The sequence below is a fragment of the Kitasatospora sp. NPDC056184 genome (assembly GCF_042268405.1).
Lineage (GTDB): Bacteria > Actinomycetota > Actinomycetes > Streptomycetales > Streptomycetaceae > Kitasatospora.
Genome location: NZ_JBHJUI010000006.1, coordinates 363,497 through 388,737 on the forward strand (window position 1 = coordinate 363,497; position 25,241 = coordinate 388,737).

Consider the following 25,241-nt stretch of genomic DNA (forward strand, 5'->3'; position numbering starts at 1 on the left):
CGGTCCGGGCTGGCTACCCTGGTGGGGTGAGCGATCAGAGCCCTATCCCCGCGACCGACGACCTTCCCGAGCAGATGCGCGTCCGGCGCGAGAAGCTGGACCGGCTCCGGGCCGCCGGTGTCGACCCCTACCCGGTCGGCTTCCCCCGCACCAGCACCATCGCCGACCTCCGGGCCAAGCACCCGGACCTCGCCCCGGACACCGCGACCGGCGAGCGGGCCGGCATCACCGGCCGGGTGATCCTCTCCCGCACCGGCGGCAAGCTCTGCTTCGCCACCCTGCGTGACGGGTCCGGCGACCTCCAGGTGATGCTCTCCCTGGACAAGCTCGGCGAGGAGCGGCTGGCGGCCTGGAAGTCCGACATCGACCTCGGCGACCAGGTCGGCGTCGAGGGCGAGGTGATCACCTCCCGGCGCGGCGAGCTGTCGGTGATGGTGGACCGCTGGGAGCTCACCGCCAAGTGCCTGCGCCCGCTGCCGGACAAGCACAAGGGCCTGACCGACCCGGAGGCCCGGGTCCGCCAGCGGTACGTCGACCTGATCGTCAACCCCGAGGCCCGCGAGATCCTCCACCTGCGGTCCAAGGTGGTCCGCTCGATCCGCCGCACCTACGAGGAGCGCGGCTACATCGAGGTCGAGACCCCGATGCTGCAGCCCGTGCACGGCGGCGCCAACGCGCGGCCGTTCAAGACGCACATCAACGCGTACGACATCGACCTCTACATGCGGATCGCCCCCGAGCTGTACCTCAAGCGGCTGGTGGTCGGCGGCGCGGAGAAGGTCTTCGAGATCAACCGCAACTTCCGCAACGAGGGCGCGGACTCCACCCACAACCCCGAGTTCACCTCGCTGGAGTCGTACGAGGCCTACGGCGACTACGACACCCAGGCCGAGCTGATCCGGGCCACCATCATCAACGCCGCCCGGGACGCGCTGGGCACCACGGTGATCAAGGGCCTGGACCCGCACGGCGTGGAGCACGAGATCGACCTGGCCGAGCCGTGGGCCGAGGTCGGCGTCTACCCGGGCATCTCCGAGCACCTCGGCACCGAGGTCACCCCGGAGACCACCGTCGAGGAGCTGCGCAAGCTGGCCGCCGAGCACGGCATCCCCTTCGAGAAGGAGTGGGGCCACGGCCAGATCGTGCTGGAGATGGTCGAGCGCCTGCTGGAGGAGAACGCCGTCCGGCCGACCTTCATCAAGGACTACCCCACCGAGGTCTCCCCGCTCACCCGTCAGCACCGCTCGATCCCGGGCGTGGCCGAGAAGTGGGACCTGGTGATCTTCGGCACCGAGATCGGCACCGCCTACTCCGAGCTGGTCGACCCGGTCGAGCAGCGCGCCCGCCTCACCGCGCAGTCCCTGCTCGCGGCCGGCGGCGACGTCGAGGCGATGCAGGTCGACGAGGACTTCCTGCGGGCCCTCGAGTACGCGATGCCGCCCACCGGCGGCCTCGGCCTCGGGGTGGACCGCCTGATCATGCTGCTCACCGGCAAGAACATCCGGGAGACCGTGCTCTTCCCGCTGGTGAAGCCGGAGCCCAAGGCGTCCGCCGGTGCGGCGGAGAAGACCGAGGAGGAGTGACCTGATGGACTACGTCAGCGCGATCGTCCCGCCGCTGGTCATGGCGATCGGCTTCGGCTTCCTGGTGCGGGCCATCATCCGCAGCCAGGGCGGGGCCCAGAAGACCAAGGAGGACCTGGCCGACTGACCCCGTCGGCCGTCCGCGAGCACGCCGCGCCGCCATTCCCGGATTCCGGGGGTGGCGGCGCGCCGGTTTGGCGGCACTTCACAAGATTTGCCCCATTCACTCCCTATCCTGGCCGGACTATGGTCCGGCAACTCGGCGAACTTGAGAACGCCATCATGACCCGGGTGTGGCAGTGGAACCGACCGGTCACGGTTCGCGAGGTTCTCCTGGATCTGCGGTCGGAACGGGAAATCGCGTACACCACGGTGATGACCGTCCTGGACAAGCTGCACAGAAAGGGCTGGCTCCGCCGGGACCGCGCGGGGCGCGCCTATCGATATGAACCGGTCTCCTCGCGTGAGGCGTACACGGCGGCCCTGATGAACGACGCGTGGGCCACGAGCGACAATCCCGCCGCGGCCCTGGTGCACTTCTTCGGCCTGATGTCGCCCGAGCAGCGGGAGGCGCTGCGGGACGCCTTGCGGGTGGCCGCTCTGTCCCCGTCCGATCCGGCGGCCCCGGATTCCCCGGAGACCGGACCGGGGGACGAACCGGGGAGCCGAGCGGATACCGGGGAGACCCGATCGGGACCGGCGCGATAACGTCCCGCCATGGAGGTCACCATCCGCCGGGCGCGGACCACGGACGTGCGGGCAGTGCGCGGGCTCATCGACGCCTACTCGCGCGACGGGATTCTGCTCGACAAGCCCACCGTCACACTGTTCGAATCGGTGCAGGAGTTCTGGGTCGCGGAACGCGACGACGACGGGACCGTGGTCGCCTGCGGCGCGCTGCACGTGATGTGGGAGGACCTCGCGGAGGTCCGCACCCTCGCCGTCGACCGGTCCTGCCGAGGTCACGGCGTCGGACACCTGCTGCTGGAGAAGCTCCTGCAGACCGCCCGCTGGCTCGGCGTCCGTCGGATTTTCTGCTTGACGTTCGAGGTCGCCTTCTTCGCGAAACACGGTTTCGTGGAGATCGGAGAGCTCCAGGAAACCGATGATGGTACGACAGACCCGGCGGCGATCGCTACGGATGTCTATGAAGAACTTCTCCGCTCGTACGATGAAGGTGTCGCCGAGTTCCTCGACCTGGAGCGGGTGAAGCCCAACACACTGGGCAACTCGCGCATGCTGCTGCACCTGTGAGCCGCCCCCGGACGGCCAGGGGTTTGTGTTTTCCGGAGAAAGGCGCTTTCCTTTCCTTAGGCAATGGGTCGTTTAGCGGAAAGGGAAGCCCGTGGCACAGAGGGTGCAGGTCATTCTTGAAGACGATCTCGACGGCGGGTCGGCGGACGAAACGGTCACGTTCGCGCTCGACGGCGTTGCCTACGAGATCGACCTGAAGAGCGCCAACGCGGACAAGCTGCGCGGTCTGCTGGCGCCGTACGTGGAGAAGGGGCGCAAGCAGAGCGGCCGCCTCGCCGGCACCCGCCGCGCGGGCCGCGGCTCCGCCCCGCGCCCGTCCGGCAGCGTCCCGGACACCGCCAAGATCCGCGCGTGGGCCAAGGAGCAGGGCCTGGAGGTCAACGACCGCGGCCGCGTCCCCAGCAACGTGCGCGAGGCCTACGAGAAGGCCAACGCGTCCTGAACCGGGCGACGCCCGGCCGCCCGGACGGGTGCGGGGTTCCGGCCGCCGCGTGAGGCGTCCTCGGCACACGCGCGGGGCGCGGAGGGGAACCCTCCGCGCCCCGCGGCGCACACCGTCAAGGCCTGTGCAACGCTGTAAGGGCGGAGCGGCAACGCGGACGCCACCGGGCCGGCGCACCGGCCGGCCGGCCGCGGCTGATCCACCGTCAGCGGCGGCCCGACTTCTCGCCAGGCGAACACCGCCACCGCGGAAACTGCGCGAGAACCACCCCGATACCGGGTATGAATGCTGGGGGACGGGGTCCGGGACCCCGTCCGGGGCAGGACGCGTGACCGGTCGGGCACCCACCGGCAGCGCCGCGGCGGAGGTTGTTCGCCGATGGCGTAGCGGTATCCGGTGCATCCGGCCCCCGTGCGGGAACACCGTCTCCCAGCATCGGGTTGGGATTGGTGTCGGCTGGTCGCGCAGCATCTCGCTCCCCTTCGAGGGAGTGAATCCGTGGGCCGCGCCGCTGAGCGGGACTAGCATGCGGAAGGACAGGGCGGGGACGGACCCCGAACTGCCCGACCGCTCTGAGGAGCGATAAACGATGTTCGAGAGGTTCACCGACCGCGCGCGGCGGGTTGTCGTCCTGGCTCAGGAAGAAGCCCGGATGCTCAACCACAACTACATCGGCACCGAGCACATCCTCCTGGGTCTGATCCACGAGGGTGAGGGTGTCGCCGCTAAGGCCCTGGAGAGCCTCGGGATTTCTCTTGAGGCCGTTCGCCAGCAGGTCGAGGAGATCATCGGCCAGGGCCAGCAGGCCCCGTCCGGTCACATTCCCTTCACCCCCCGGGCGAAGAAGGTCCTGGAGCTGTCGCTCCGGGAGGCCCTGCAGCTCGGCCACAACTACATCGGCACCGAGCACATCCTGCTCGGCCTGATCCGCGAGGGCGAGGGCGTCGCCGCCCAGGTCCTGGTGAAGCTGGGCGCCGACCTCAACCGGGTCCGCCAGCAGGTCATCCAGCTGCTCTCCGGCTACCAGACCCCCGGCGGCAAGGAGTCGGCCACGGCCGGCGGGCCCGCCGAGGGCACCCCGTCGACCTCGCTGGTCCTGGACCAGTTCGGCCGCAACCTCACCCAGGCCGCCCGCGAGGCCAAGCTCGACCCGGTCATCGGGCGCGAGAAGGAGATCGAGCGGGTCATGCAGGTGCTGTCCCGCCGCACCAAGAACAACCCGGTGCTGATCGGTGAGCCCGGCGTCGGCAAGACCGCCGTCGTCGAGGGCCTGGCCCAGGCGATCGTCAAGGGCGAGGTCCCGGAGACGCTCAAGGACAAGCAGCTCTACACGCTGGACCTGGGCGCCCTGGTGGCCGGCTCCCGCTACCGCGGTGACTTCGAGGAGCGCCTGAAGAAGGTCCTCAAGGAGATCCGCACCCGCGGCGACATCATCCTGTTCATCGACGAGCTGCACACCCTGGTCGGCGCGGGCGCCGCCGAGGGCGCCATCGACGCCGCCTCGATCCTCAAGCCGATGCTGGCCCGCGGCGAGCTGCAGACCATCGGTGCCACCACGCTCGACGAGTACCGCAAGCACCTGGAGAAGGACGCCGCGCTGGAGCGCCGCTTCCAGCCGATCCAGGTCGCCGAGCCGTCGCTGCCGCACACCATCGAGATCCTCAAGGGTCTGCGCGACCGCTACGAGGCCCACCACCGGGTCTCCATCACGGACGCCGCCCTGGTCGCCGCCGCCACCCTGGCCGACCGGTACATCTCGGACCGCTTCCTGCCGGACAAGGCGATCGACCTCATCGACGAGGCCGGCTCCCGGATGCGCATCCGCCGGATGACCGCGCCGCCGGACCTCCGCGAGTTCGACGAGAAGATCGCCGACGTGCGCCGCGAGAAGGAGAGCGCGATCGACGCGCAGGACTTCGAGAAGGCCGCGTCCCTGCGCGACGACGAGAAGCAGCTCCTGCAGGCCAAGGCCAAGCGCGAGAAGGAGTGGAAGGCCGGCGACATGGACGTCGTCGCGGAGGTGGACGAGGAGCTCATCGCCGAGGTCCTGGCCACCGCCACCGGCATCCCGGTCTTCAAGCTCACCGAGGAGGAGACCTCCCGGCTGCTGCGCATGGAGGACGAGCTGCACAAGCGCGTCATCGGCCAGAAGGACGCCATCAAGGCGCTCTCCCAGGCCATCCGGCGCACCCGTGCGGGCCTCAAGGACCCGAAGCGCCCCGGCGGCTCGTTCATCTTCGCCGGCCCGTCCGGCGTCGGTAAGACCGAGCTGTCCAAGACGCTCGCCGAGTTCCTCTTCGGCGACGAGGACGCGCTGATCGCGCTGGACATGTCGGAGTTCTCGGAGAAGCACACCGTCTCCCGGCTCTTCGGTTCGCCCCCCGGCTACGTGGGCTACGAGGAGGGCGGCCAGCTGACCGAGAAGGTGCGCCGCAAGCCGTTCTCCGTCGTCCTCTTCGACGAGGTGGAGAAGGCCCACCCGGACATCTTCAACTCGCTGCTGCAGATCCTGGAGGACGGTCGCCTGACCGACTCCCAGGGCCGCGTGGTCGACTTCAAGAACACCGTCATCATCATGACGACCAACCTCGGCACCCGGGACATCTCCAAGGGCTTCAACCTGGGCTTCGCGGCCCAGGGCGACACCCAGACCGGCTACGAGCGGATGAAGGCGAAGGTCGGCGAGGAGCTCAAGCAGCACTTCCGCCCCGAGTTCCTGAACCGTGTCGACGACATCGTCGTCTTCCACCAGCTGTCCGAGGACGACATCATCCAGATCGTCGACCTCATGATCGCCAAGGTGGACGAGCGGCTCAAGGACAAGGACATGGGCCTGGAGCTCAGCGTCGAGGCCAAGAAGCTGCTGGCCAAGCGCGGCTACGACCCGATCCTGGGCGCCCGTCCGCTGCGCCGGACCATCCAGCGCGAGATCGAGGACCACCTCTCCGAGAAGATCCTCTTCGGCGAGCTGCGGGCCGGCCACATCGTGGTCGTCGGCGTCGAGGGCGAGGGCAAGGAAGCGAAGTTCACCTTCCGCGGCGAGGAGAAGTCCGCGGTCGCGGACACCCCGGCCGCCGTTGCCTCGCCGGGTCCCGACCTGACGAAGTAGCAACATTTAACAGATAACAGCAAACGGTTTGGGCCCCCGGCGTTCGCGCCGGGGGCCCAAACCGTTTTCCGTTCCGGTGCCGAAGCTGTGACGCGGCCCACGAACGGGCAGGCCGGAGGCCGAATGGGGGGTCGGTGCGAGTGCGACCAAAGCTACTGCCATCTTTAATGTCAATGTTGTTGACGGTGCGTCAGCTGATACGAAGTCGCGGAGCATAGCGCTGTAGCCATGTCACGGTCAAGGTCTATCTTTTCCGTCCACGCTTGGATCAAATGACGTCCACCTGTCTTTCATTGGTTTACCGGAAGGCCAAGAGCCGGACCGGTTTGGGGAGGACGTCACAACGTTGAAGATGACCAGGAAAGCCGCTTCGGTCGCCTCGGCCGCAGCGGTCATAGCCGCGCTCGGCGCGGGGCTGCTCCCGAGCACGGCCGTCGCCGCCGGCTCCGCCCCCGTGCCGCAGGACCCGGCCGACGCCGTCCAGACCAGCACTGAGCACAACCTGCCGGGCCCGCTGACCGAGAAGGTCGAGGCCGAGCAGAAGGCCGCCACCCAGCAGCTCCTCGACGGCACCGCCAAGGTCGAGCAGCACGGTGGTGGCACCAGCATCAAGCTGGGCAAGGACAAGTACGTCGAGCTCGCCCGTGAGCGCACGGACAAGATCTTCACCATCCTGGTGGAGTTCGGCAACGAGGTCGACAACACCACGAAGACGCCGGACGGCCGGATCAAGTACGGCGGCACCCCGGGTCCGCAGCGCAACCAGATCGAGAAGCCCGACCCGGCGACGAACAACTCGACGCTCTGGCAGGCGGACTACAACCAGCAGCACTACCAGGACCTGTACTTCAACAAGTCCGGTGACTCGCTGAAGACCTACTACGAGAAGCAGTCCTCGGGCCGCTACTCGGTCGACGGCCAGGTCACCGACTGGGTGAAGGTCAAGTACAACGAGGCCCGCTACGGCTCGGACTACTGCGGCCAGCACGTCTGCGCCAACGCGCAGGACCTGATCCGCGACGCGATCGACACCTGGGTCGCCGACCAGAAGGCCAAGGGCCAGACGGACGCGCAGATCAAGGCCACCATCGCGCAGTACGACCAGTGGGACCGGTACGACTTCAACCACAACGGCAACTTCAACGAGCCGGACGGTTACATCGACCACTTCCAGATCGTGCACGCCGGTGAGGACCAGTCGGCCGGCGGCGGCAAGCAGGGCACTGACGCCCTGTGGGCCCACCGCTCGTACGTCTACGGCACCGGCGCCGGCAGCACCGGTCCGGCCGACAACAAGCTGGGCGGCACCCCGGTCGGCGGCACCGGCGTCTGGGTCGGCGACTACACCATGCAGCCCGAGAACGGCGGCCTCGGTGTCTTCGCCCACGAGTACGGCCACGACCTCGGCCTGCCGGACCTGTACGACACCTCCGGCAGCGGCATCGACAACTCGGTCGGCTTCTGGTCGCTGATGTCGTCGGGCTCCTGGCTGGGCGAGGGCAAGAGCTCGATCGGCGACATGCCGAACGACCTCGACGCCTGGAGCAAGCTCAAGCTCGGCTGGCTGAAGTTCGACAAGGCCAAGGCCGGCACCGAGTCGACCCACCACATCGGCCCGGCGGAGTACAACAGCAAGCTCCCGCAGGCGCTGGTCGTCGACCTGCCGAAGAAGGCCGTCACCACCACCATCAACAAGCCCTACGCGGGCGCCAACGAGTGGTGGAGCGGCAGCGCGGACGACCTGAACGTCTCGCTGACCCGCGACGTCGACCTGACCGGCAAGACCTCGGCCACCCTGTCGGCCAAGGCCTGGTACGACATCGAGCAGGACTTCGACTACGGCTACGCCGAGGTCTCCACCGACGGTGGCAACAACTGGACCGCCCTGGGCGGCACCTTCAACGGCGTCGCGCTGCCGAAGGACCCCTCCGGCAACGCCTCGCTGACCGGCAACTCGGGCGACAAGTGGGGCGACCTCGTCCTCCCGCTGGACGCCTACGCCGGCAAGGCCGTCAAGGTCCGCTTCCGCTACGTCACCGACGGCGGCCTGCACCTCAAGGGCCTGGCCCTGGACGACCTGGCGATCACCGCCGACGGCTCCTCCGTCTTCACCGACGGTGCCGAGAACGGCGACAACGGCTGGACCGCCAAGGGCTTCTCGCGGACGACCGGCAGCTTCACGAACGACTACAACCAGTACTACATCGCCGAGAACCGCCAGTACGTCTCGTACGACCGCACCCTCAAGGTCGGCCCGTACAACTTCGGCTTCGCCGACAAGCCGCTCTGGGTCGAGCACTACCCGTACCAGCCCGGTCTGCTGATCTGGTACTGGGACGAGTCGCAGAGTGACAACAACGTCACCAACCACCCGGGCCAGGGCCTGATCCTGCCGGTCGACTCGCACCCGACCCCGCTGAAGTGGAAGGACGGCACGCTGATGCGCCCGCGCATCAACGGCTACGACTCCACCTTCGGCTCGCGCAAGACCGACGGCCTGACCCTGCACCGGGCCGGCGCCGAGACGGTCATCCCGAAGGCCAAGGGCGTCGACGAGTTCTCCGACCTGAAGTCCTACTGGTCGAAGGACAACCCGTACAGCTCCGTCATCGTCCCGAAGACGGGCACCAGCATCGAGGTCGAGAACGAGTCCTCGAACTACCTGGAGACCTGGATCCGCGTCCGTCCGGTCGACAACTGATCGACCGCGCTCTGACGCCGGGTCCCTGACCAGGCACCGCTGAGCCGATCCGGCCCGCTCCCGCACCCGCGGGGGCGGGCCGGATTGCTTGTGCGTCCGGGCGGTCCCCCGGCGCTTCAAACCCGCCCCCCGGGTGGTGCTGCTCACAACCCGCGGGACCGGTACGAGCGGCGGTAGTAGCGCGGCCGGGCGCTGCCGTCCGGCCGGCGCCCCGTGAACGGACGATCCGACCGCATGATCGTTACTCCGTCGGTTTGAATTCCCGGACCGATGATGACTACACGCCGTAGTACGTCACACGGTTTGGGACTCCGCTCGGTGACGGTTACACCTGAGTGGTCCCCCGCTCAGCACGCCCGAACGGGTTCAGCGTGCTGCCCCCGTACGTTCGTGAGGTCGAGCTCCGATGCTTTCCGTCCCGCCTCTGGGGCCGGCCCTGTGCCGGCTCGCCGAATCCTTCCTCCGGCAGACCGGCCGCAACCACTCCACCACCGCCGCCGCGGCCGGCGCGGCCGTCCTGACCGGCGCGCTGCTCGTGGCCGCCTCGGGCAGCGCCTCGGCGCAGACGATCGCCCCGACCACCCCGGGCAGCTCGGCGTTCACCGCGCCGCACGGGGCGGCGCCCGCTCCGGCGCTGGTCCAGGTCGCCGGTCCGAGCTCGTACACGCTGCCGTCCGAGCAGGCCTCGGCCCAGGAGTACGTGGCGGTCGCGGCCAACCTGCTGCTGCCGCAGGCCGCCGAGCCGGCCCCCGCCGCCGTGCCGCAGCCGGAGCCGCAGCCCGCTCCGGAACCCGCCCCCGCGCCCGCCCCGGAACCGGCCCCCGCTCCCGCTCCCGCGCCGGCCCCCGAGTGGTCCGCCCCCGTCCCGGGCGCGCCGACCAGCAACCCGTACGGCGTGCGCAACCCCCACTACGCGGCCGGGTACCACACCGGTGTGGACTTCGCGATCCCCACCGGCACCCCGCTGCTCGCGGTCGGCAACGCCACCGTGGTGTCGGCCGGCTGGGACGGCGCGTACGGCAAGGAGGTCGTGCTGCGGCTGGCCGACGGCCGGTACGCCCAGTACGCCCACATGTCGTCGCTCTCGGTGTCGGCGGGCCAGCGGGTCGCGGCCGGGCAGCAGATCGGCCGCTCCGGCACCACCGGCAACTCGACCGGGCCGCACCTGCACTTCGAGATCCGCTCCGCCAACCAGTACGGCGCGGTGATCAACCCGATCGCCTACCTGTCCGCCCGCGGGGTCACCGACTTCTGATCCCCCGTCCGGATCCCGTCGAGGCCGCTCAGTCCGTCGGTGCGGGCCTGCCGATCAGTCGGCAGATCTCCAGCGCGACGTGCTGGGCGGCCTCGACGGCCTCCTCCCGGGTGGCCTCCTCGACCGGCACCTCGCTGACGTAGCGGCCGGTTCCGGGCCCCTTGTCCTGGTGCAGCAGGAAGAGCGCCGAGTTGATGGTGAACAGGGACATCGCCGCACGCAGCCGGTCCTCGAAGGTCGCCTCCGGGCCGTGCACCAGCCGGACCAGCGCGATCATGCTCTCCCGGAACTCCCGCCCGGCCGGCAGGTCGCGCAGCGCGGGCTGGTTCTCCTGGAAGAAGCGGAGCAGCGGCGCCCGCTCGGACATCCCGGCCGCGAACCGGCGGATCAGCTCGTCCCGCACCTCGGGCGTCCAGGTCTGCTCGCGCCCCCAGGCGATCAGCTCGTCGATCGGGGCGGCGGTGGCCGCCACGATGCCCTGGACGATGTCCTCCTTGGTCTTGAAGTGGTAGTAGAGCGCGGCCTTGGTGACGCCGAGGCGGTCCGCGATCTCCCGCAGCGAGGTGCGCTCGTAGCCGTGCTCCGAGAAGAGCTCCAGGGCGATCGCGACGATGCGCGCCCGGGTGTCGCTACGGGGGCCGTGCGTCGTGCCCATCGCCTGCCTCTGACTGCGTCGTGGTCCGGTCTGCGCGGCGGCCGTCGGCCGCCGCGGCGCGGTGGCGGACACCTCCGGGGCGACCGCTCCCGCGCTCATTCTTCCTGCCCAGGACGCCTGCCGAAAAACTGGCTTGACGACCGGCTAGTGAACAACCTACCGTGCCGACGGTCCACAAACTAGCCGGGCGACAAGTAAGGAGGCCGTCGCAGGCCGCGCCGGTCGCCCGCCGTCCTGTCCGGGAGACGCGCACCCATGTCACACCCCAAGGCCGACACCACCCCCGAGAAGCAACCGGCCGAGGAGGAGCAGCCCCGCTCGGCCCGCGAGATCCGCCTGGTCATGATCGGCCTGGTGGTCACCATGCTGCTCGCGATGCTCGACGGCCTGATCGTCGGCACCGCGATGCCGACCATCGTCGGCGAGCTCGGCGGCGCCGAGCACCTGTCGTGGGTGGTCACCTCGTACACCCTGGCCACCGCCGCCTCCACCCCGGTCTGGGGCAAGCTCGGCGACCTCTACGGCCGCAAGGGCATCTTCCTCACCTCGATCGTGATCTTCCTGGCGGGCTCGGCGCTCTCCGGCCTCTCCCAGGACATGAACGAACTGATCGGCTTCCGCGCCCTGCAGGGCCTGGGCGCGGGCGGCCTGATGGTCGGCGTGATGTCGATCATGGGCGCGCTCGTCCCGCCGCGCGACCGCGGCAAGTACCAGGGCATGTTCGCCGCGGTGATGGCCCTCGCCACCATCGGCGGTCCGCTGGTCGGCGGCTTCATCACCGACCACCTGAACTGGCGCTGGACCTTCTACATCAACCTGCCGCTGGGCGCCGTCGCGCTCGCCGTCGTGGTCGTCACGCTGAAGCTGCCGAAGGTCCGCAACAAGGCCCGGATCGACTACCTGGGCGCGGTGCTGCTCACCACCGGCATCACCTCGCTCACCCTGATCACCACCTGGGGCGGGCAGGAGTACGCCTGGGGCTCCCAGCAGATCCTCGGCCTGACGGCGCTGGCCGCGGCCACCCTGATCGGCTTCTGCTACGTCGAGCAGCGGGTCCAGGAGCCGATGCTGCCGCTGTCGCTGTTCCGGAACCTCAACTTCACCCTGGTCTCGATCATCGGCTTCGTGGTCGGCTTCGTGATGTTCGGCTCGACCGTCTTCCTTCCGCTCTACCAGCAGACCGTGCAGGGCGCCTCGGCGACCAACTCCGGCCTGCTGCTGATGCCGATGATGTTCGGCATGCTGGTGATCTCGCTGGTGGTCGGCCAGGCGGTGACCAAGACCGGCAAGTACCGGATCTACCCGATCATCGGCACCGTCGTGATGACCGCCGGCATGCTGCTGCTCTCCACCCTCGGCACCGGCACCTCGGGCTTCACCTCCGCCTGCTGGATGGTGGTGCTCGGTGCCGGCATGGGCTTCCTGATGCAGATCACCATGCTGGTCGCGCAGAACAGCGTCGAGCTCAAGGACATGGGCGTGGCCAGCTCCACCGCCACCCTGTTCCGCACCATCGGCGGCTCGTTCGGTGTGGCGCTGTTCGGCGCGCTGTTCAACAACCGGGTCACCGCGACCATGAACGAGCGGCTCGGTTCGGCCGCCGGGGCGGGCGGCTCGCAGGGCGGGGACCCGGCGCAGCTGAGCCCGGCCGCGCTCAAGGCGCTGCCGGCGCCGGTCCAGGACGCCTACCACCACGCGGTGGCCAACGGCATGCACACCGTCTTCCTGTGGGGCGCCGCCGTCGCGGTGATCGCGGTCGCCGCCGCGGTCTTCCTGCGCGAGGTGCCGCTGCGCGGGGCCGGCGACCCGCCCGCCGAGGGCGGCGAGGGCAGGAAGGGCGCCGCGACCGACAACATCGAGGCCGTCGCGATCTGACGCCGGAACGCACCGGGGCCCCGTTCGCCGCACCGGCGGACGGGGGCCCTCGCTCATCCCGGGGGCTACTGGGGCAGACGGTAGACGCCCTGCTCGACCGGTTCGACCAGCCCGTCGGCGACCAGCCCGTCGAGCGCGCGGGCCCGCTGCACGGCGTCCGGCCAGACCGCGTCGAGCCGGGCCTGCGGCACCTCCGCGTGCGCCTCGCGGAGCACCGCGAGCAGCTTGCCGCGCACCTGCCGGTCGGTGCCCTCGTACGACTGGCCGCGCCGGGCCGGGCCCTCGTACGGCGGGCAGCCGGCCCGCTGCCAGGCGCAGGAGGTGAACAGCGGGCAGTCCCCGCACTCCGGGCCGCGGGCCGTGCAGACCAGCGCGCCCAGCTCCATCACGGCCACCGCCCAGGTGGCGGCCGTCCCGGCGGCGTCGGGCAGCAGCGCGGTCGCCGTGCGCCGCTCGGCCGCCGTGGTGGCCTGCGCCGGGTACTCCACGCCGGTCACCGCCCGGGCGAACACCCGGCGGACGTTGGTGTCCAGCACCACGTGCCGCTGGCGGAAGGCGAAGGAGGCCACCGCGGCCGCGGTGTACTCGCCGACGCCGGGCAGCGAGAGCAGTGTCGCGTGGTCGTCCGGGACCTCGCCGCCGTGCTCCTCGGTGATCGCGACGGCGGCGCCGTGCAACCGCAGCGCCCGGCGCGGGTAGCCCAGCCGGCCCCAGGCCCGGACGGCCTCGCCGGGCGGCTCGGCGGCCAGGTCGGCCGGGGTCGGCCAGCGCTCCATCCAGGCCGCCCAGGCGGGCAGGACCCGCTTGACCGGGGTCTGCTGGAGCATGAACTCGCTGACCATCACGGCCCACGGCGAGGCGTCCGGGGTGCGCCAGGGAAGGTCGCGGGCGTTGGCCTCGTACCAGTCGAGGACGGTCGCGTGCAGCACGGGCAGCGGCAGCGCGGGCTTCGGGCCCTCGGCGGGCTTCGAGGTCGCGGCCGGGGTCGCGGGGGCGGGGAGGGCGGGGGTGACGGTGTTGGCAGCCATGGCCCTTCGATCCTCCCATGCCCGGGACGGCAGCCGAAGCGGATCACGGTGCTCCGGTAGATGGCGCAAAACACCCCATTCAGCCTCCCTCGAACGGCGCAAATGGCGGATCATGTGAAGGAAGGGGTGACGGTGCGGTGTTGGTGCGTCAAGAGGCACACACTGTCTCGTAGAGTTTGGGCGTGCCCTCTCTGCGTCAACCCGTAGGACCGCTGCCGGCCTCGATCTACTGGCGTCGGCGCATCGTCGTGCTCGTCGCCGTCGTCGCGGTCGCCGCCCTCGTCATCTGGCTGATGACCGATCAGGGCGGGGGTGGCGACGGCAAGGACAAGGCCGCGCAGGCCGTACCGACCCAGTCGCAGAGCCAGACGCCCGCCCAGGCGATCACGCCGGGCGCCTCGCCGACCGGGCCGGCCAACAACTCCCGCCCCGGCAGCGGCTCCAGTGGCGGCGGCAGTGGCTCCGGCGGCGCGGTGGGCGGCTCCGGCGGCGGCGACGTCAGCCTCAGCACCGGCGGCACGACCGGCGGCGGCGCCAACCCGGCACCCGCGACCGGCGGAGCGGCGGGCGGCGGCGCGGCCGGCGGGACCGGCGGCACGGGCGGTGGCGGCACCGGCGGCCCGCCCCCGGTGAACACCCCCGAGATCATGGCCCTGCCGGTCTGCGCCTCCTCGCAGGTGACGCTCAATCTGGCCGGCGCCCAGAACGCCTACCAGCCCAAGGACAAGCCCAAGCTGGCGCTGACCATCAACAACTCCTCCGGCACCACCTGCCGGCTGGACCTCGGCCGGACCGCCTCGGCGATCACCGTCACCGCCAGCAACGGCGAGCGGATCTGGTCCTCCGGCGACTGCCCGGCCGACCGGAACAGCAGCTGGGTCCAGCTCCCCGCCAACGGCGGGCTGACCGAGACCTTCAGCTGGGACCGGGTCCGCAGCAAGCCGCAGTGCGCCACCGCCGACCCGGCGCCCGCGCCGGCCGGCACCTACCTGGTGGTCGCCGACCTCACCGGCCTCTCCGGCGGCCAGGCCTCGGCCCGCTCCTCGATCCGCCTGGAGAACTGAGCGGACCTCACCGGCCCGCCGCACAGCGAAAAGCCCGGACCGCTCAGGCGGTCCGGGCTTCGGCGTTCACGGGGCTCCGGCGCCCGCGCGCGGGACTCCGGCGTTCGCGGGGCGGGCCCGACTCAGACGTAGCGCTCCAGGATGGACGATTCGGCAAGCCGGGAGAGCCCCTCACGGACCGAACGGGCCCGGGTCTCGCCGACGCCCTCGACCGTCTGCAGATCGTCGATGCTCGCGGCCAGCAGCTTCTGCAGCCCGCCGAAGTGCTCCACCAGGCGCTCTATCACCGTGTTGGGCAGGCGCGGGATCTTGGCCAGCAGCCGGTAGCCGCGCGGCGAGACCGCCGAGTCCAGCGACTCGGGCGAGCCCGAGTAGCCGAGCGCCTTGGCCACCGTCTGCAGGTCGAGCAGCTCGGCGTGGGTCAGCGCCTCCAGGTCGGCCAGCACCTCGGTGACGGTCCGGCCCTTCTTGGCGGCCCGCTCCGGGAAGTAGTCCCGGGCGACCAGTTCGCGCTCCGGCTCCACGCCCGCGATCAGCTCGTCCAGCTGGAGCGAGAGCAGCCGGCCGTCGATGCCGAGCTCCAGCACGTAGCCGGCGATCTCGGTGGCGATCAGCCGGACCATCTCCAGCCGCTGCGCGACGGCGGTGACGTCCCGGACCGTCACCAGGTCCTCGATCTCCAGGGCGGAGAGCGTGCCGGCCACCTCGTCCAGGCGCAGCTTGTAGCGCTCCAGGGTGGCCAGCGCCTGGTTGGCGCGGGACAGCACGGTGGTGGAGTCCTCCAGCACCCGGCGGGTGCCGTTGACGTACATGGCGATCAGCCGCATCGAGTGCGAGACCGCGACCACCGGGAAGCCGGTCTGCCGGTTGACCCGCTCGGCGGTGCGGTGGCGGGTGCCGGTCTCGTCGGTCGGGATGGTGGAGTCCGGCATCAGGTGGACGCCGGCCCGGACGATCTTGGTGATGTCCTTGTCCAGCACCACCGCGCCGTCGAGCTTGCACAGCTCGCGCAGCCGGGTCGCGGTGAACTCGACGTCGAGCACGAAGCCGCCGGTACAGAGCGACTCGACGGTCTTGTCGAAGCCGAGCACGATCAGGCCGCCGGTGTTGGCCCGCAGCACCCGCTCCAGGCCGTCGCGCAGCGCGGTGCCGGGGGCGATGGCGGTGAGGGAGGCCCGCAGCAGGGCCTCCTCGCGGGAGGACTTGTCCGCCCGGTCGCTGGCTGCCACGTGACTCCTCCGGTCGACCCCGTACCGCGTGCCCTCGCGCGGGGCGCCGGCCTGCGGTCTGTTGCTCTGTCGCTTAGTACTGCCTTATCACCAATGAGACAGGGGAAAGTCTAACTGCGTGCGGCAACGACAGGGCTTGGGTCAGCGCAGTTCGTCGGAGTCGAGCGGCTCCCACCCCGCCATGAGGTCCTCCGGGTGGGCCGCCGGCGGTTGCGCGCGGGGCGCCGGCGGGGCCGACGGTGCCTCATTCCTCGGCTTGGCGGCGGCCCGGCGGCGGCCCGGGATCGCCCGCAGCGCCTCCCCGATGTCCGCCACCTCGACCACCTTCATGCCCGGCGGGACCTTGCCCGGGTCCGGCGGGACGAGCGCGTGGGTGAAGCCCAGCCGGTGCGCCTCGGCCAGCCGCCGCTGCACACCCGTCACCCGCCGCACCTCGCCGGCCAGGCCGACCTCGCCGATCGCGACCAGGTTGCTGGGCAGCGGGGTGTCGGAGGAGGAGCTGGCCACCGCAAGCGCCACCGCGAGGTCCGCCGAGGGCTCGGAGAGCTTCACCCCGCCGACGGTGGCGGTGTAGATGTCCTGTTTGCCCAGCTTCACCCCGCCGTGACGCTCGACCACGGCCAGGATCATCGCGATCCGGGGCGACTCCAGGCCGGAGGTCGTCCGGCGCGGCGAGGGGATCTGCGAGTCCACCATCAGCGCCTGCACCTCGGCCACCAGCGGCCGCTTGCCCTCCAGGGTCACGGTCAGGCAGGTGCCCGGCACGGGCTTGTCACGCCTGGTCAGGAAGAGGCCGGACGGGTCGGCCAGGCCCTCGATGCCCTCGTCGTGCAGCTCGAAGCAGCCGACCTCGTCGGTCGCGCCGTACCGGTTCTTGACCCCGCGGATGATCCGCAGCCGGGCGTGCCGGTCCCCCTCGAAGCTCAGCACCACGTCCACCAGGTGCTCCAGCAGGCGGGGGCCGGCGATCTGGCCGTCCTTGGTGACGTGGCCGACCAGCAGGGTGGCCATGCCGCGCTCCTTGGAGGCCCGGATCAGCGCGCCCGCCACCTCGCGGACCTGGGCCGGGCCGCCCGGCGCGCCGTCCAGCTCGGCGGAGGCGATGGTCTGCACCGAGTCCAGGATCAGCAGGCCGGGGTTGACCGCCTCGACGTGGCCGAGGACGGCGCCGAGGTCGGACTCGGCGGCCAGGTAGAGGTGCTCGGAGAGCGCGTTGATCCGGTCGGCGCGCAGCCGGACCTGGCCGGCCGACTCCTCGCCGGTGACGTAGAGGGTGCGGTGCTGCGCCGAGGCCGCCTTGGCGGCGACGTCCAGCAGCAGGGTGGACTTGCCGACGCCGGGCTCGCCCGCCAGCAGCACCACGGCGCCCGGGACCAGGCCGCCGCCGAGCACCCGGTCCAGCTCGGGCACGCCGGTGGACCGCGCCGTCGCCACCTGGCCGTCCACCTGGGCGATCGGGCGGGCGGGCGCGCTGACCGGGCCGGCCGCGGTGGTGCGGATCGGCACCGCGCCGTACTCCTCGACCGTGCCCCAGGCGTTGCACTCCGGGCAGCGGCCGACCCACTTGGGCAGCTGGTTGCCGCACTCGGTGCAGCGGTAGGCCGGGCGCGGCTTGGCGGTGGTCTTGGTACGGGCAGCCATGCGGTCACCGTAGCGCCTGGGTACGACAGCGCGGGCCCGGCCGCCCGGCGCGGTGGCCGTCGGTCCGGTCCACGAATGGGCGATGTTGTTACCCGAAAGAAGTACAACCGGGCCGAATGCCCCGGACGGGGCGGGCGCCCTCTCTACCGTCGGACGGGTGACGACGAGTACGGAAGGGCCGCGCGACGCCGTCCTCGCGGCGTACGAGCGGCAGGTGGACGGCCTCTTCACCTACTGCCTCTCGGTGCTGTGCGAGCACGACGCCGCGGCGGGCGCCCTGCGGGAGGTGCGCGAGCTGGTGGTCCGGTACGGCGGCCGGCTCGCCGAGCCCGGGCTGGTCCGGGCCTGGCTGTACGCGCTGGCGCGGTACTGCTGCCTGCGGCGGCTGGCGGACGGAACGGTCGCCGGGACCGGGCCGGCCGGCGGGGCGGACGGCGGTGACGGGGCGGAGGCGGTCCGGCGGCGGCGCGAACTGGCCTCGCTGGCCTGGCCCGAGGCGGCCGGCACCGACCCCGAGCAGCGCGAGGCGCTGGAGCTGTCCGTCCGGCACCGGCTCACCCCGATCGAGGTGGCCGCCGTCCTGGGGCAGCCGTTCGGGACCGTCCGGACCCTGCTCGCCTCCGCGCGGGCCGAGGTCGACCGGACCCTGGCCGCCCTGCTGGTGCTCGGCGCCGGCAGCTGCCCCGAGCTGGAGCGGCTCGGCGGCTCGGGGACGGAGAGCCGGCGGGACCGGGTGCTCGGCCCCGCGCTCCGCCGGGAGCTGGTGCGGCACGTGGTGGAGTGCCCGACCTGCCGGGGCACGGCGGAGCGGGTCGCGGACGAGGTGCCGGAGGACGGGACGGCGGGGCAGTCCGGGCTGCCGGTGCTCGCCGCCCCGGCAGCGGGCACCGGGACCCCGGGCGGAGCCGTCGCCCTCCGGCCCCCGGCGGAGCGGGAGCGCACCGGACGGCGGGCCGCGGCGCCGGTGCCGGTGACCGAGCCCGGGCTCCGCTTCGACCGGGGCGGGTTCCCCCGGCACCGCGCGCCGGACGGCGGCCGGGGGCCTACGGTGCGGCGGCGGGTGGTGACCACCGGGGTGCTGGCCGCCGTCCTGGCCGCACCGGTCGTCGCCCTGTGGGCCGGGCACCGGGACGGCGGCGGGCCGGGCACGGCGGCGGTCTCCTCGGTCCGGGTCGAGGGGGACCGTGCGCGGGGTGGGCCGGCGGGCGGTCCGACCGGTGCTCCGACCGGTGCCCCGGCGGACCGGGGCGGCGCCGCAGAGGCCGGCGGCGCGGTCGGGGCCGTGATCGGGGCGGTCGGCGGGGCCTACCGCGGCTCCGGTCCGGCGGTGGCCGGGATGGAGCTGGCGGCGGCGGGGCCGCTCTCCGCAGAAACGTTGCTGCCGGGGGTCCAGGGACCGCTGGTCCCGGTCCCGGCGCACGGGGCGGCACCACTCGGCAGCCCCGCCCTGGTCGCGGCCCCCGAGCCCGCGCCCGCCGCCGCCCCGGCCCCGGCCGGCACACCGGCGGGAGCGCCCGCGCCGACCGGTCTGCTGACCGTCGAGGCGGGCGAGTACGGCAGCCGCACGGTGCTCACCCTCACCAACTCGGGCGGCACCGAGATCCACTGGCACGCCGTGGTGGACGTGTCCTGGCTGCGGCTCAGCCGCGACGCCGGCACGCTCGCCCCCGGGCAGCGGATCACGGTGATCGTCGGCGTCGACGAGGACCTCGCCCCCACGACCCGCTGGACCGCCCGGATCGCGCTGCCGCCCTCCCAGGCCGTGGTCACCCTGGAGGGCGGCCCGCAGCACCGGGGCGGCGCCACGCCGTCCCCGGCCGAGCCTGCGGGCACCCCGGGTGCCACCCCCGTCCCGAGCGCCACTCCGACAGACCGCGCCCCGACGCCCACGAGCACCCCGAGCACCACGCCGGCCCCCTCCCCCACCGCGACCGCCACGCCGACCCCCGAACCGACGGGGACGCCGTCCCCGAGCCCCTCCCCCACGGCGGCCGACGGCTCCGCCACCGCGAGCCCCTCACCCCGCTGAGGCCCGGGCCGCGCCGGACGCGCCGTGCGCGCGGGGATGTCCCGCAGGCGGTCGGCCCGGAGAAGGCGGCGAGGACGAACCGGAAGGCCGGCAGGACGGCCGCCGACGGCTCCGCCTCCGTGAGCCCCGCACCCGGGCCGAGGCGAGGGCCCCGCCGACCGGCAGCCCGGGGGTCAGGAGGTCAGCCCGGAGAGGGCGGTGCCCAGGTGGGAGGCGGCGAGGACGAACAGGAGGGTCAGCAGGACGGCGGTGTTGTGGGTGGCCGCCCAGGCCTTCCACTCGTCGAGGCGGCGGGGCGCGCGGGCGCCGCCGCGGAGGTGGACCGCCAGGGGCAGCAGGGTGCCGAGGGAGCCGATCAGCACCAGCAGCGCGGCGGCGCCCGCCTCGCCGGAGGCCGGGGCGCCACCGGTGCCGATCGCGACCGCGGCGGCGACGGCCAGCAGCAGGTTCTTCGGATCGGCCGCCAGCAGAGCCGCCCCGAGCGCGGCGGACCGGGCCGGGGTGGAGCGGTCGACGGTGCGCATCCAGGCCGGTGGGCCGTGCACCCGGCCCTCGCGCGGGCGGTCCCGCCACTGGCGCGCGCCGAGCAGCAGGAGCAGACCGCCCACGGCCAGTTCGAACCACCACGACCAGTCCGGGGCCACCGCGCCCGCGGCGAGCCGCGAGGCCAGCGGCACCACGACGAGGGCCACCGCCGCCAGCGCGGCCGTCCAGCCGGCGGCGAACGCCGCCCCGTTGGCCCGGCCCCTGGGCGTAGCGAGCAGCAGGACGGTCGCGATCAGCGCCATCGGGCTGATCGCGATGCCTGCGGCCGAGACCAGCATCCGGCCGACAGCCTCGCCCATGCACGCTTCCTTCCTGCTCGGGCGGGCCCCGGCGGCGCGACGACGCGCGGACGGCGGAGTCCGAGCCGGGCCGCCCGGGTGTCGCTCCTCCGTGCCCGGGGACCCCTCTGCAAGCTCCCGGTCGTCCGCCCGAAGGGCCTGGCAGGCGGCTCACCCGGCCTTCGGCGACCAACGACAACGCGACGCGGGGGTGGCAAGTACGGCGGCGCGCGGACGGCGGCGTCCGAGTCGAGCCGCCGCACGAGGCCGGACCGCCCAGGTGCCACGCTTCCATGCCCTGGCACCGTCCGCCCGAAGTGCCCGTCGGGCAACACCCTGGCCGGCGGCGACCGACGGCAAGGGCCGCGTGGGAGCGCCTCCCGGTCGGCGGCCGGGGCGGCGGTGCGGCGGCGTGGGTCCGAGCCGTGGGGGCACCTCCCGCCCGGATGCGTCGCCCCTGCACGCCGCGGGCGGGGCCGGACCCCGCCCGGATGCGTCGCTCCCACGCCGTGGCGCCGCCCCGCAGGCGGGGGCTCGGTGGCAGGCCTCAGGCCGGTTGGAGGGGCGGGAGGCGGTAGGTGCCGTCCAGGGCGGCGGGGCCCGGGCGGTAGAGCCGCATCACCGGGCGGAACGGGCCGGCCGGGGTGGGGAGCCAGTTTGCCGCCTCGGACGGGTCGTTGGGGGGTTCATGGCGGAGGTGGAGGGTGAGGCCGCCGTCCGGGTCGGGGCGCAGGCCGGGGGTGCGGCTGCCGATCGAGTGGCGGGCGGCCGGGTTGGCGACCAGGCGGCGGTCCGGGAGGCCGTAGACGGTGAGGGACCAGAACTCCTCGGCGGGCGGCAGCCCGTCCGGGCGGAAACGGAGGGTGTAGGGGCGGGTGCCGTCGAGCGGTCGGCCGTCGGCGTCGTCGGTGGTGGCGGCGGCGTGCAGGGCCTCGTAGGCGTGGCAGCCCCAGAGGCCGGCGCGGGCGGCGGCGGCCCGGCTGAGATAGGCGGCGCGGCGGTCGGGGATCCGCCACTCGGGGTCGTCGAGGGTGCCGGGGCCGAGGAAGGCGGTGTTGTGGTCGAAGAGGTGGACGTCCGCGCGCCACTCGCCGGGCGGACGGTTCTCGGGCGGCCGGGTGGCGTCCTCGACGCGTTGGCGCCCGGCGGCGAGTCCGGTCGCCAGGGCGAGCGTCCAGTCGGGGGCGGCGGCCCGGTACGGCGAGGGGCCGGGGTCGAGCAGGCCGAGCGGCGCGAACCGCTGCTGGTGGACGCGGTCGGGCTCGGCGGGCGGGTAGGCGGCCATCCAGACCCGGAGCCGTTCGAAGAAGGCGAGCCGCTCGGGCACGTCCGGGTCCGGGGCGGGGAGTCCGGCGGCGGCTCCGCCCGGTTCCGGCGGTTCGAGGAGGAGCCCCTCCTGGAGGGCGCGGACCCGCGGGAGGTCGTCCGGACCGGCGCAGGCGAAGCGGCCGACGACGGTGGCGACGGTGGTCGGCGAGGCGATCACCCGGTCGGGGTCGGCCGGGGTGCCGTGCCAGCCGGGCGGGACGACCAGCCAGGTCCGGGCCGCGCTGCCGGTGGCGCGGGTGCCGAGGTAGGCGAAGTTGTCGGTCCACGCGTCGACGAACTGCAGCACGTGGTAGGCGCCGGCGGTGTCGGGCACGTGGAGTCGTCGCGGGCCCGCGGAGAGGTCGAGCTGGGCGACCGAGTAGAGGACGTCGTTGTTGACGGAGGTGAAGTCGTCCTCCGGGCCCGCCAGCCGGGTGGCGTGGGCGAAGCGGTCGACCGCGGTGAGGCCGGCGACGAGCGGGTAGCCGTAGACGTAGGCGTCGGCGGCCAGGGCCTCCAGCTCGGGCTGGTTCACGGGCTGGTTCATGGGCGTCCTTCCCGGGTGGCGGGCCGTCCGGTCGGCGGCGCGGGCTCAGGGCGGGGTGAGCGGCGGCGGCGTCCAGCGGCCGTCGAGCACCGACGCGTCCGGCCCGTACAGGCGGATGACGACGGTGAACGGGCCGTCCGGGGCGGGCAGCCAGTTGGCGGAGTGCTCGGCGTCGGCGGGCCGCTTGTGCTGGATGTGGAGGGTGAGCCCGCCGTCCGGGTCGCGGACCAGGCCGGGCGTGCGGTCGCCGACGGAGTAGCGGTCCAGGGTGTTGTCGACCAGGTGGAGCCCGGGCAGCGCGTACAGGGTCACCGACCAGAAGTGGCGGGCGGGCGGCAGCGCGTCCGGCGGGAACCGCAGCAGGTAGTCGCGCTCGCTGGCGTCCGGCGGCCGATGGCCCTCGCTGTCGGCCTGCCAGCCGCCGTACCAGGCCTCCTCGACGGGCAGCCCGTACAGGCCGGTGAGCGCGCCGACCGCCCGGTCGAGGTACCGGGTGCCGAGCTGCTCGCGGGTGCCGAAGAGCCCGACGGAGGACTCGGTGCGCGCGGCGGCGCGGGCCAGTTCGGCCTTGCCGTCGGCGATGCCGCGCCCGATCTCGGCGCGCACCGCGAGGGGCAGCGCGGCCGGTTCGAACTCGCCGCGGCCGTCGATGCCGAGGTCGGCCAGCCGGCCGCGCAGCTCGGCCTCGGCGGGCGGGGCGGCCTCGGCGGGGGCGAAGCCGAGCAGGAAGTCGAGGAAGGCGAAGAACTCGACGGTGTCGAGCACCTCGTCGCGCCAGACCGGCCAGACGGGCTGCGGGGCGGGCTCGGGCTCCGGCGTGCCGGTGTACGCGTGCAGCGGGCGGAGGCGGTACTGCCGCTGGAGCCCGGCGAGCTCCTCGACGGCCTCGGGGGACGTCCCGCCGAGGTGGGTGCGGCCGAGGATGCCGACCAGCCGGGTCGTCGCGCGGATGACGCTCCGGACGCCGGGCGGGGGTTCGCCGTGCCAGTCGGGGCCGGCCACCAGGTGGTCGCCGGCCTCCTGGCCGGTGGTCCGGGAGCCGACGAACCCGGCGTAGACGGTGTCGAGTTCGTGCACCGGCAGGACGTAGTAGTGGTCGGTGGCGGGGACGGAGAGCACCCAGGGTTCGGTCCGCAGGTCGAGCCAGGCCCAGGAGTACGGGGTGTCGTTGTTGGGCGTGACGACATCGGTGTCGGCCGGCGTGGCGGGGTGCGGGTAGTGCCGGAAGACGCCGAAGCCGCCGACGTGGCGCGGGTCGGCGTCGTCCAGCGCCTGGGTGTACAGGGTGCGGTAGTTCTGCAGGATCGGGTACCCGCGGACCCACGCCTCGGCGGCGGTCGCGCGGATGGTGTCCGGGTCCACGAGTGCCGGGTTGACCATGGTGCCGCTCTTCCCTGCGCCGTGCCCCGCCGCCGGGGCGCGGCGGCTGCACGGCGGACGTGTCGGAGGGGTGTACCGGTACAGCTCGGATGCTATGCGGGCCCCCGGGGGTCGGCATCTCGGCCGCCGCGGGGGCCGGACCCGCCCGGGACGGCGCCGTGCTCCGCCCGTGGCGAACGGCGGTATGCGGTCGAAGGGGCCGGGACAGCCTTGCCGGTATGAAGATCCTTCTGCTTGGCGGCTCGTCCTTCCTGGGGCGGGCGTTCGCCTCCGAAGCCCTCGCCCGGGGGCACGAGGTGACCACCTTCAACCGCGGCCGCACGGCCGCCGACCTGTCCGGCGTGGAGGCGGTCCGCGGCGACCGCGACTCGGCCGACGACCTGGCGCGGCTGGCCGGGGGACGGCGCTGGGACGCCGTGGTCGACACCTCCGCCCAGCAGCCCGCCCAGGCCGCGCACTCCGCCCGGCTGCTGCGCGGGCGCGCCGACCACTACACCCTGGTCTCCTCCGTCCACGCCTTCGCCGACTGGCCCGCCCGGGTGGTCGACGAGACCTCCCCGCTGCACGCCTGTCCGGCCGACACCCCGCCCGGGCAGGAGTTCAGCGCCGCGCTCAAGGCCGGCTGCGAGCGCGCCGTCCTGGAGTACTTCGGGGCCGAGCGCGCGCTGATCCTCAACAGCGGGCTGCTGATCGGCCCGTACGAGCGGGGCGGCCGGCTGCCGTGGTGGCTGGAGCGGACGGCCCGGGGCGGGCGGGTGCTGGCGCCCGGGGAGCCGGGGCGGCCGATGCAGCTGATCGACGTCCGGGACTTCGCGGTGTTCGGGCTGGACCTGCTGACGGCGGGCACGACCGGCCGCTTCCTCACCACGGCGCCGCCCGGCCGGCTCACCTACGGGGAGTTCCTGGCGGGCTGCGTCGAGGCGACCGGCCGCGCGGACACCGAGCTGGTCTGGGTCGCGGACGAGCGGCTGACGGCCGAGGGACCGGACAGCGTCCAGCCGTGGAGCGAACTGCCGCTGTGGATGCCCGACGTGCCGGAGGCGGCGGGCACCTGGTTGGCCGACACCGGCCGGGCCGAGGCCGCCGGGCTGCGGTGCCGGCCCTTCGCCGAGACCGCCCGGGACACCTGGGCGTGGCTGCGGCAGCGCGGGCCGGTGGACGACACGGAGGCCGACGGGCGCAAGCGCGGCCGGATCCTGCACGGCATCGAGCCGGCGAAGGAGCAGCGGCTGCTGGCCACGCCGGCCCGGCCGGACTGAGGCGCGGAACCGGTCCCGGCGGTGGGGAGCGCGCGGGCGCGTTCCCCCGGCGGGGCCA

Annotated in this window: 18 protein-coding genes and 1 pseudogene; 12 read left to right on the forward strand and 7 right to left on the reverse strand. The window is 73.0% G+C overall.

What is annotated here, in order from left to right:
* Positions 1 to 56: 56 nt before the first annotated feature.
* The 8 genes and pseudogenes from lysX to ACFC0B_RS15755 form a co-directional block, all read left to right on the forward strand.
* Positions 57 to 1,583: pseudogene (gene lysX, locus ACFC0B_RS15720) on the forward strand (bifunctional lysylphosphatidylglycerol synthetase/lysine--tRNA ligase LysX); the annotation flags it as partial.
* A 4-nt stretch (positions 1,584 to 1,587) separates the two neighbouring features.
* Positions 1,588 to 1,710, forward strand: coding sequence for a hypothetical protein (locus ACFC0B_RS15725; RefSeq protein ID WP_376086354.1), 123 nt, complete (start codon positions 1,588 to 1,590; stop codon positions 1,708 to 1,710).
* Positions 1,711 to 1,829: 119 nt separating this feature from the next.
* On the forward strand, positions 1,830 to 2,291 hold the full coding sequence (locus tag ACFC0B_RS15730) for a BlaI/MecI/CopY family transcriptional regulator (protein ID WP_376086355.1): 462 nt from the start codon (positions 1,830 to 1,832) through the stop codon (positions 2,289 to 2,291).
* 9 nt (positions 2,292 to 2,300) lie between these two features.
* Positions 2,301 to 2,837 carry an amino-acid N-acetyltransferase gene (locus ACFC0B_RS15735; RefSeq protein ID WP_376086356.1) on the forward strand — a complete coding sequence of 179 codons (537 nt, stop codon included), beginning with the start codon at positions 2,301 to 2,303 and terminating at the stop codon, positions 2,835 to 2,837.
* 91 nt (positions 2,838 to 2,928) lie between these two features.
* Positions 2,929 to 3,279, forward strand: a complete 351-nt coding sequence (locus ACFC0B_RS15740; protein WP_344339286.1) for an Lsr2 family protein — start codon at positions 2,929 to 2,931, stop codon at positions 3,277 to 3,279.
* Between the two features lie 589 nt (positions 3,280 to 3,868).
* Entirely contained in the window at positions 3,869 to 6,388 is a 2,520-nt protein-coding gene (locus tag ACFC0B_RS15745; protein ID WP_376086357.1) for an ATP-dependent Clp protease ATP-binding subunit, read from the forward strand.
* A 352-nt stretch (positions 6,389 to 6,740) separates the two neighbouring features.
* Positions 6,741 to 9,089 carry an immune inhibitor A domain-containing protein gene (locus ACFC0B_RS15750; protein WP_376086358.1) on the forward strand — a complete coding sequence of 783 codons (2,349 nt, stop codon included), beginning with the start codon at positions 6,741 to 6,743 and terminating at the stop codon, positions 9,087 to 9,089.
* A gap of 406 nt (positions 9,090 to 9,495) precedes the next feature.
* Positions 9,496 to 10,344 (forward strand): M23 family metallopeptidase, encoded by an 849-nt coding sequence (locus ACFC0B_RS15755; RefSeq protein WP_376086359.1) that lies wholly within the window; start codon positions 9,496 to 9,498, stop codon positions 10,342 to 10,344.
* 28 nt (positions 10,345 to 10,372) lie between these two features.
* Here the strand turns inward: ACFC0B_RS15755 and ACFC0B_RS15760 are convergent, their stop codons facing one another.
* Positions 10,373 to 10,999 carry a TetR/AcrR family transcriptional regulator gene (locus ACFC0B_RS15760; protein ID WP_376086360.1) on the reverse strand — a complete coding sequence of 209 codons (627 nt, stop codon included), beginning with the start codon at positions 10,997 to 10,999 and terminating at the stop codon, positions 10,373 to 10,375.
* Positions 11,000 to 11,254: 255 nt separating this feature from the next.
* Here ACFC0B_RS15760 and ACFC0B_RS15765 point away from each other — a divergent pair, with 255 nt between their 5' ends.
* On the forward strand, positions 11,255 to 12,874 hold the full coding sequence (locus ACFC0B_RS15765) for an MDR family MFS transporter (RefSeq protein ID WP_376086361.1): 1,620 nt from the start codon (positions 11,255 to 11,257) through the stop codon (positions 12,872 to 12,874).
* A 65-nt stretch (positions 12,875 to 12,939) separates the two neighbouring features.
* Here ACFC0B_RS15765 and ACFC0B_RS15770 read toward each other — a convergent pair whose 3' ends face one another.
* A complete protein-coding gene (locus ACFC0B_RS15770) occupies positions 12,940 to 13,902 on the reverse strand; it encodes an A/G-specific adenine glycosylase (RefSeq protein WP_376086362.1) in 963 nt (320 codons plus the stop codon).
* Between the two features lie 182 nt (positions 13,903 to 14,084).
* Between ACFC0B_RS15770 and ACFC0B_RS15775 the strand changes: the two genes are divergently transcribed.
* A complete protein-coding gene (locus tag ACFC0B_RS15775; protein ID WP_376086363.1) occupies positions 14,085 to 14,966 on the forward strand; it encodes a hypothetical protein in 882 nt (293 codons plus the stop codon).
* A gap of 122 nt (positions 14,967 to 15,088) precedes the next feature.
* Here the strand turns inward: ACFC0B_RS15775 and disA are convergent, their stop codons facing one another.
* Positions 15,089 to 16,147: a DNA integrity scanning diadenylate cyclase DisA gene (disA, locus tag ACFC0B_RS15780; protein WP_344345239.1), complete on the reverse strand. Its 1,059-nt coding sequence runs from the start codon at positions 16,145 to 16,147 to the stop codon at positions 15,089 to 15,091.
* A gap of 189 nt (positions 16,148 to 16,336) precedes the next feature.
* Positions 16,337 to 17,836, reverse strand: a complete 1,500-nt coding sequence (gene radA, locus ACFC0B_RS15785; protein WP_376086364.1) for a DNA repair protein RadA — start codon at positions 17,834 to 17,836, stop codon at positions 16,337 to 16,339.
* A gap of 157 nt (positions 17,837 to 17,993) precedes the next feature.
* Between radA and ACFC0B_RS15790 the strand changes: the two genes are divergently transcribed.
* The gene (locus ACFC0B_RS15790; RefSeq protein WP_376086365.1) at positions 17,994 to 19,865 is read left to right on the forward strand and encodes a sigma-70 family RNA polymerase sigma factor; all 1,872 of its coding nucleotides are present in this window, start codon (positions 17,994 to 17,996) and stop codon (positions 19,863 to 19,865) included.
* 173 nt (positions 19,866 to 20,038) lie between these two features.
* On the opposite strand, the gene ACFC0B_RS15795 is transcribed toward ACFC0B_RS15790, so the two are convergent.
* The 3 genes from ACFC0B_RS15795 to ACFC0B_RS15805 all read right to left on the reverse strand — a co-directional run bounded on the left by ACFC0B_RS15795 (position 20,039) and on the right by ACFC0B_RS15805 (position 23,924).
* The gene (locus ACFC0B_RS15795; RefSeq protein ID WP_376086366.1) at positions 20,039 to 20,710 is read right to left on the reverse strand and encodes a GAP family protein; all 672 of its coding nucleotides are present in this window, start codon (positions 20,708 to 20,710) and stop codon (positions 20,039 to 20,041) included.
* Positions 20,711 to 21,236: 526 nt separating this feature from the next.
* Positions 21,237 to 22,544 carry a DUF1254 domain-containing protein gene (locus tag ACFC0B_RS15800; protein WP_376086367.1) on the reverse strand — a complete coding sequence of 436 codons (1,308 nt, stop codon included), beginning with the start codon at positions 22,542 to 22,544 and terminating at the stop codon, positions 21,237 to 21,239.
* Positions 22,545 to 22,589: 45 nt separating this feature from the next.
* Complete coding sequence (locus tag ACFC0B_RS15805; RefSeq protein ID WP_376086368.1) at positions 22,590 to 23,924, reverse strand: DUF1254 domain-containing protein; 1,335 nt, start codon at positions 23,922 to 23,924, stop codon at positions 22,590 to 22,592.
* 218 nt (positions 23,925 to 24,142) lie between these two features.
* On the opposite strand from ACFC0B_RS15805, the gene ACFC0B_RS15810 reads away from it, so the two are divergent.
* Positions 24,143 to 25,183: an NAD-dependent epimerase/dehydratase family protein gene (locus ACFC0B_RS15810; RefSeq protein ID WP_376086369.1), complete on the forward strand. Its 1,041-nt coding sequence runs from the start codon at positions 24,143 to 24,145 to the stop codon at positions 25,181 to 25,183.
* Positions 25,184 to 25,241 lie beyond the last annotated feature (58 nt).

Excerpts from the sequence above, each read along its gene's own strand:
- ACFC0B_RS15730 (WP_376086355.1), top strand. The coding sequence starts at position 1,830 with ATGGTCCGGCAACTCGGCGAACTTGAGAACGCCATCATGACCCGGGTG.
- ACFC0B_RS15745 (WP_376086357.1), top strand. The coding sequence starts at position 3,869 with ATGTTCGAGAGGTTCACCGACCGCGCGCGGCGGGTTGTCGTCCTGGCT.
- ACFC0B_RS15760 (WP_376086360.1), bottom strand. The coding sequence starts at position 10,999 with ATGGGCACGACGCACGGCCCCCGTAGCGACACCCGGGCGCGCATCGTC.
- ACFC0B_RS15805 (WP_376086368.1), bottom strand. The coding sequence starts at position 23,924 with ATGGTCAACCCGGCACTCGTGGACCCGGACACCATCCGCGCGACCGCC.
- ACFC0B_RS15765 (WP_376086361.1), top strand. The coding sequence starts at position 11,255 with ATGTCACACCCCAAGGCCGACACCACCCCCGAGAAGCAACCGGCCGAG.
- ACFC0B_RS15750 (WP_376086358.1), top strand. The coding sequence starts at position 6,741 with ATGACCAGGAAAGCCGCTTCGGTCGCCTCGGCCGCAGCGGTCATAGCC.
- ACFC0B_RS15810 (WP_376086369.1), top strand. The coding sequence starts at position 24,143 with ATGAAGATCCTTCTGCTTGGCGGCTCGTCCTTCCTGGGGCGGGCGTTC.
- ACFC0B_RS15800 (WP_376086367.1), bottom strand. The coding sequence starts at position 22,544 with ATGAACCAGCCCGTGAACCAGCCCGAGCTGGAGGCCCTGGCCGCCGAC.
- ACFC0B_RS15725 (WP_376086354.1), top strand. The coding sequence starts at position 1,588 with ATGGACTACGTCAGCGCGATCGTCCCGCCGCTGGTCATGGCGATCGGC.
- ACFC0B_RS15735 (WP_376086356.1), top strand. The coding sequence starts at position 2,301 with ATGGAGGTCACCATCCGCCGGGCGCGGACCACGGACGTGCGGGCAGTG.
- ACFC0B_RS15755 (WP_376086359.1), top strand. The coding sequence starts at position 9,496 with ATGCTTTCCGTCCCGCCTCTGGGGCCGGCCCTGTGCCGGCTCGCCGAA.
- ACFC0B_RS15795 (WP_376086366.1), bottom strand. The coding sequence starts at position 20,710 with ATGGGCGAGGCTGTCGGCCGGATGCTGGTCTCGGCCGCAGGCATCGCG.
- radA (WP_376086364.1), bottom strand. The coding sequence starts at position 17,836 with ATGGCTGCCCGTACCAAGACCACCGCCAAGCCGCGCCCGGCCTACCGC.
- ACFC0B_RS15770 (WP_376086362.1), bottom strand. The coding sequence starts at position 13,902 with ATGGCTGCCAACACCGTCACCCCCGCCCTCCCCGCCCCCGCGACCCCG.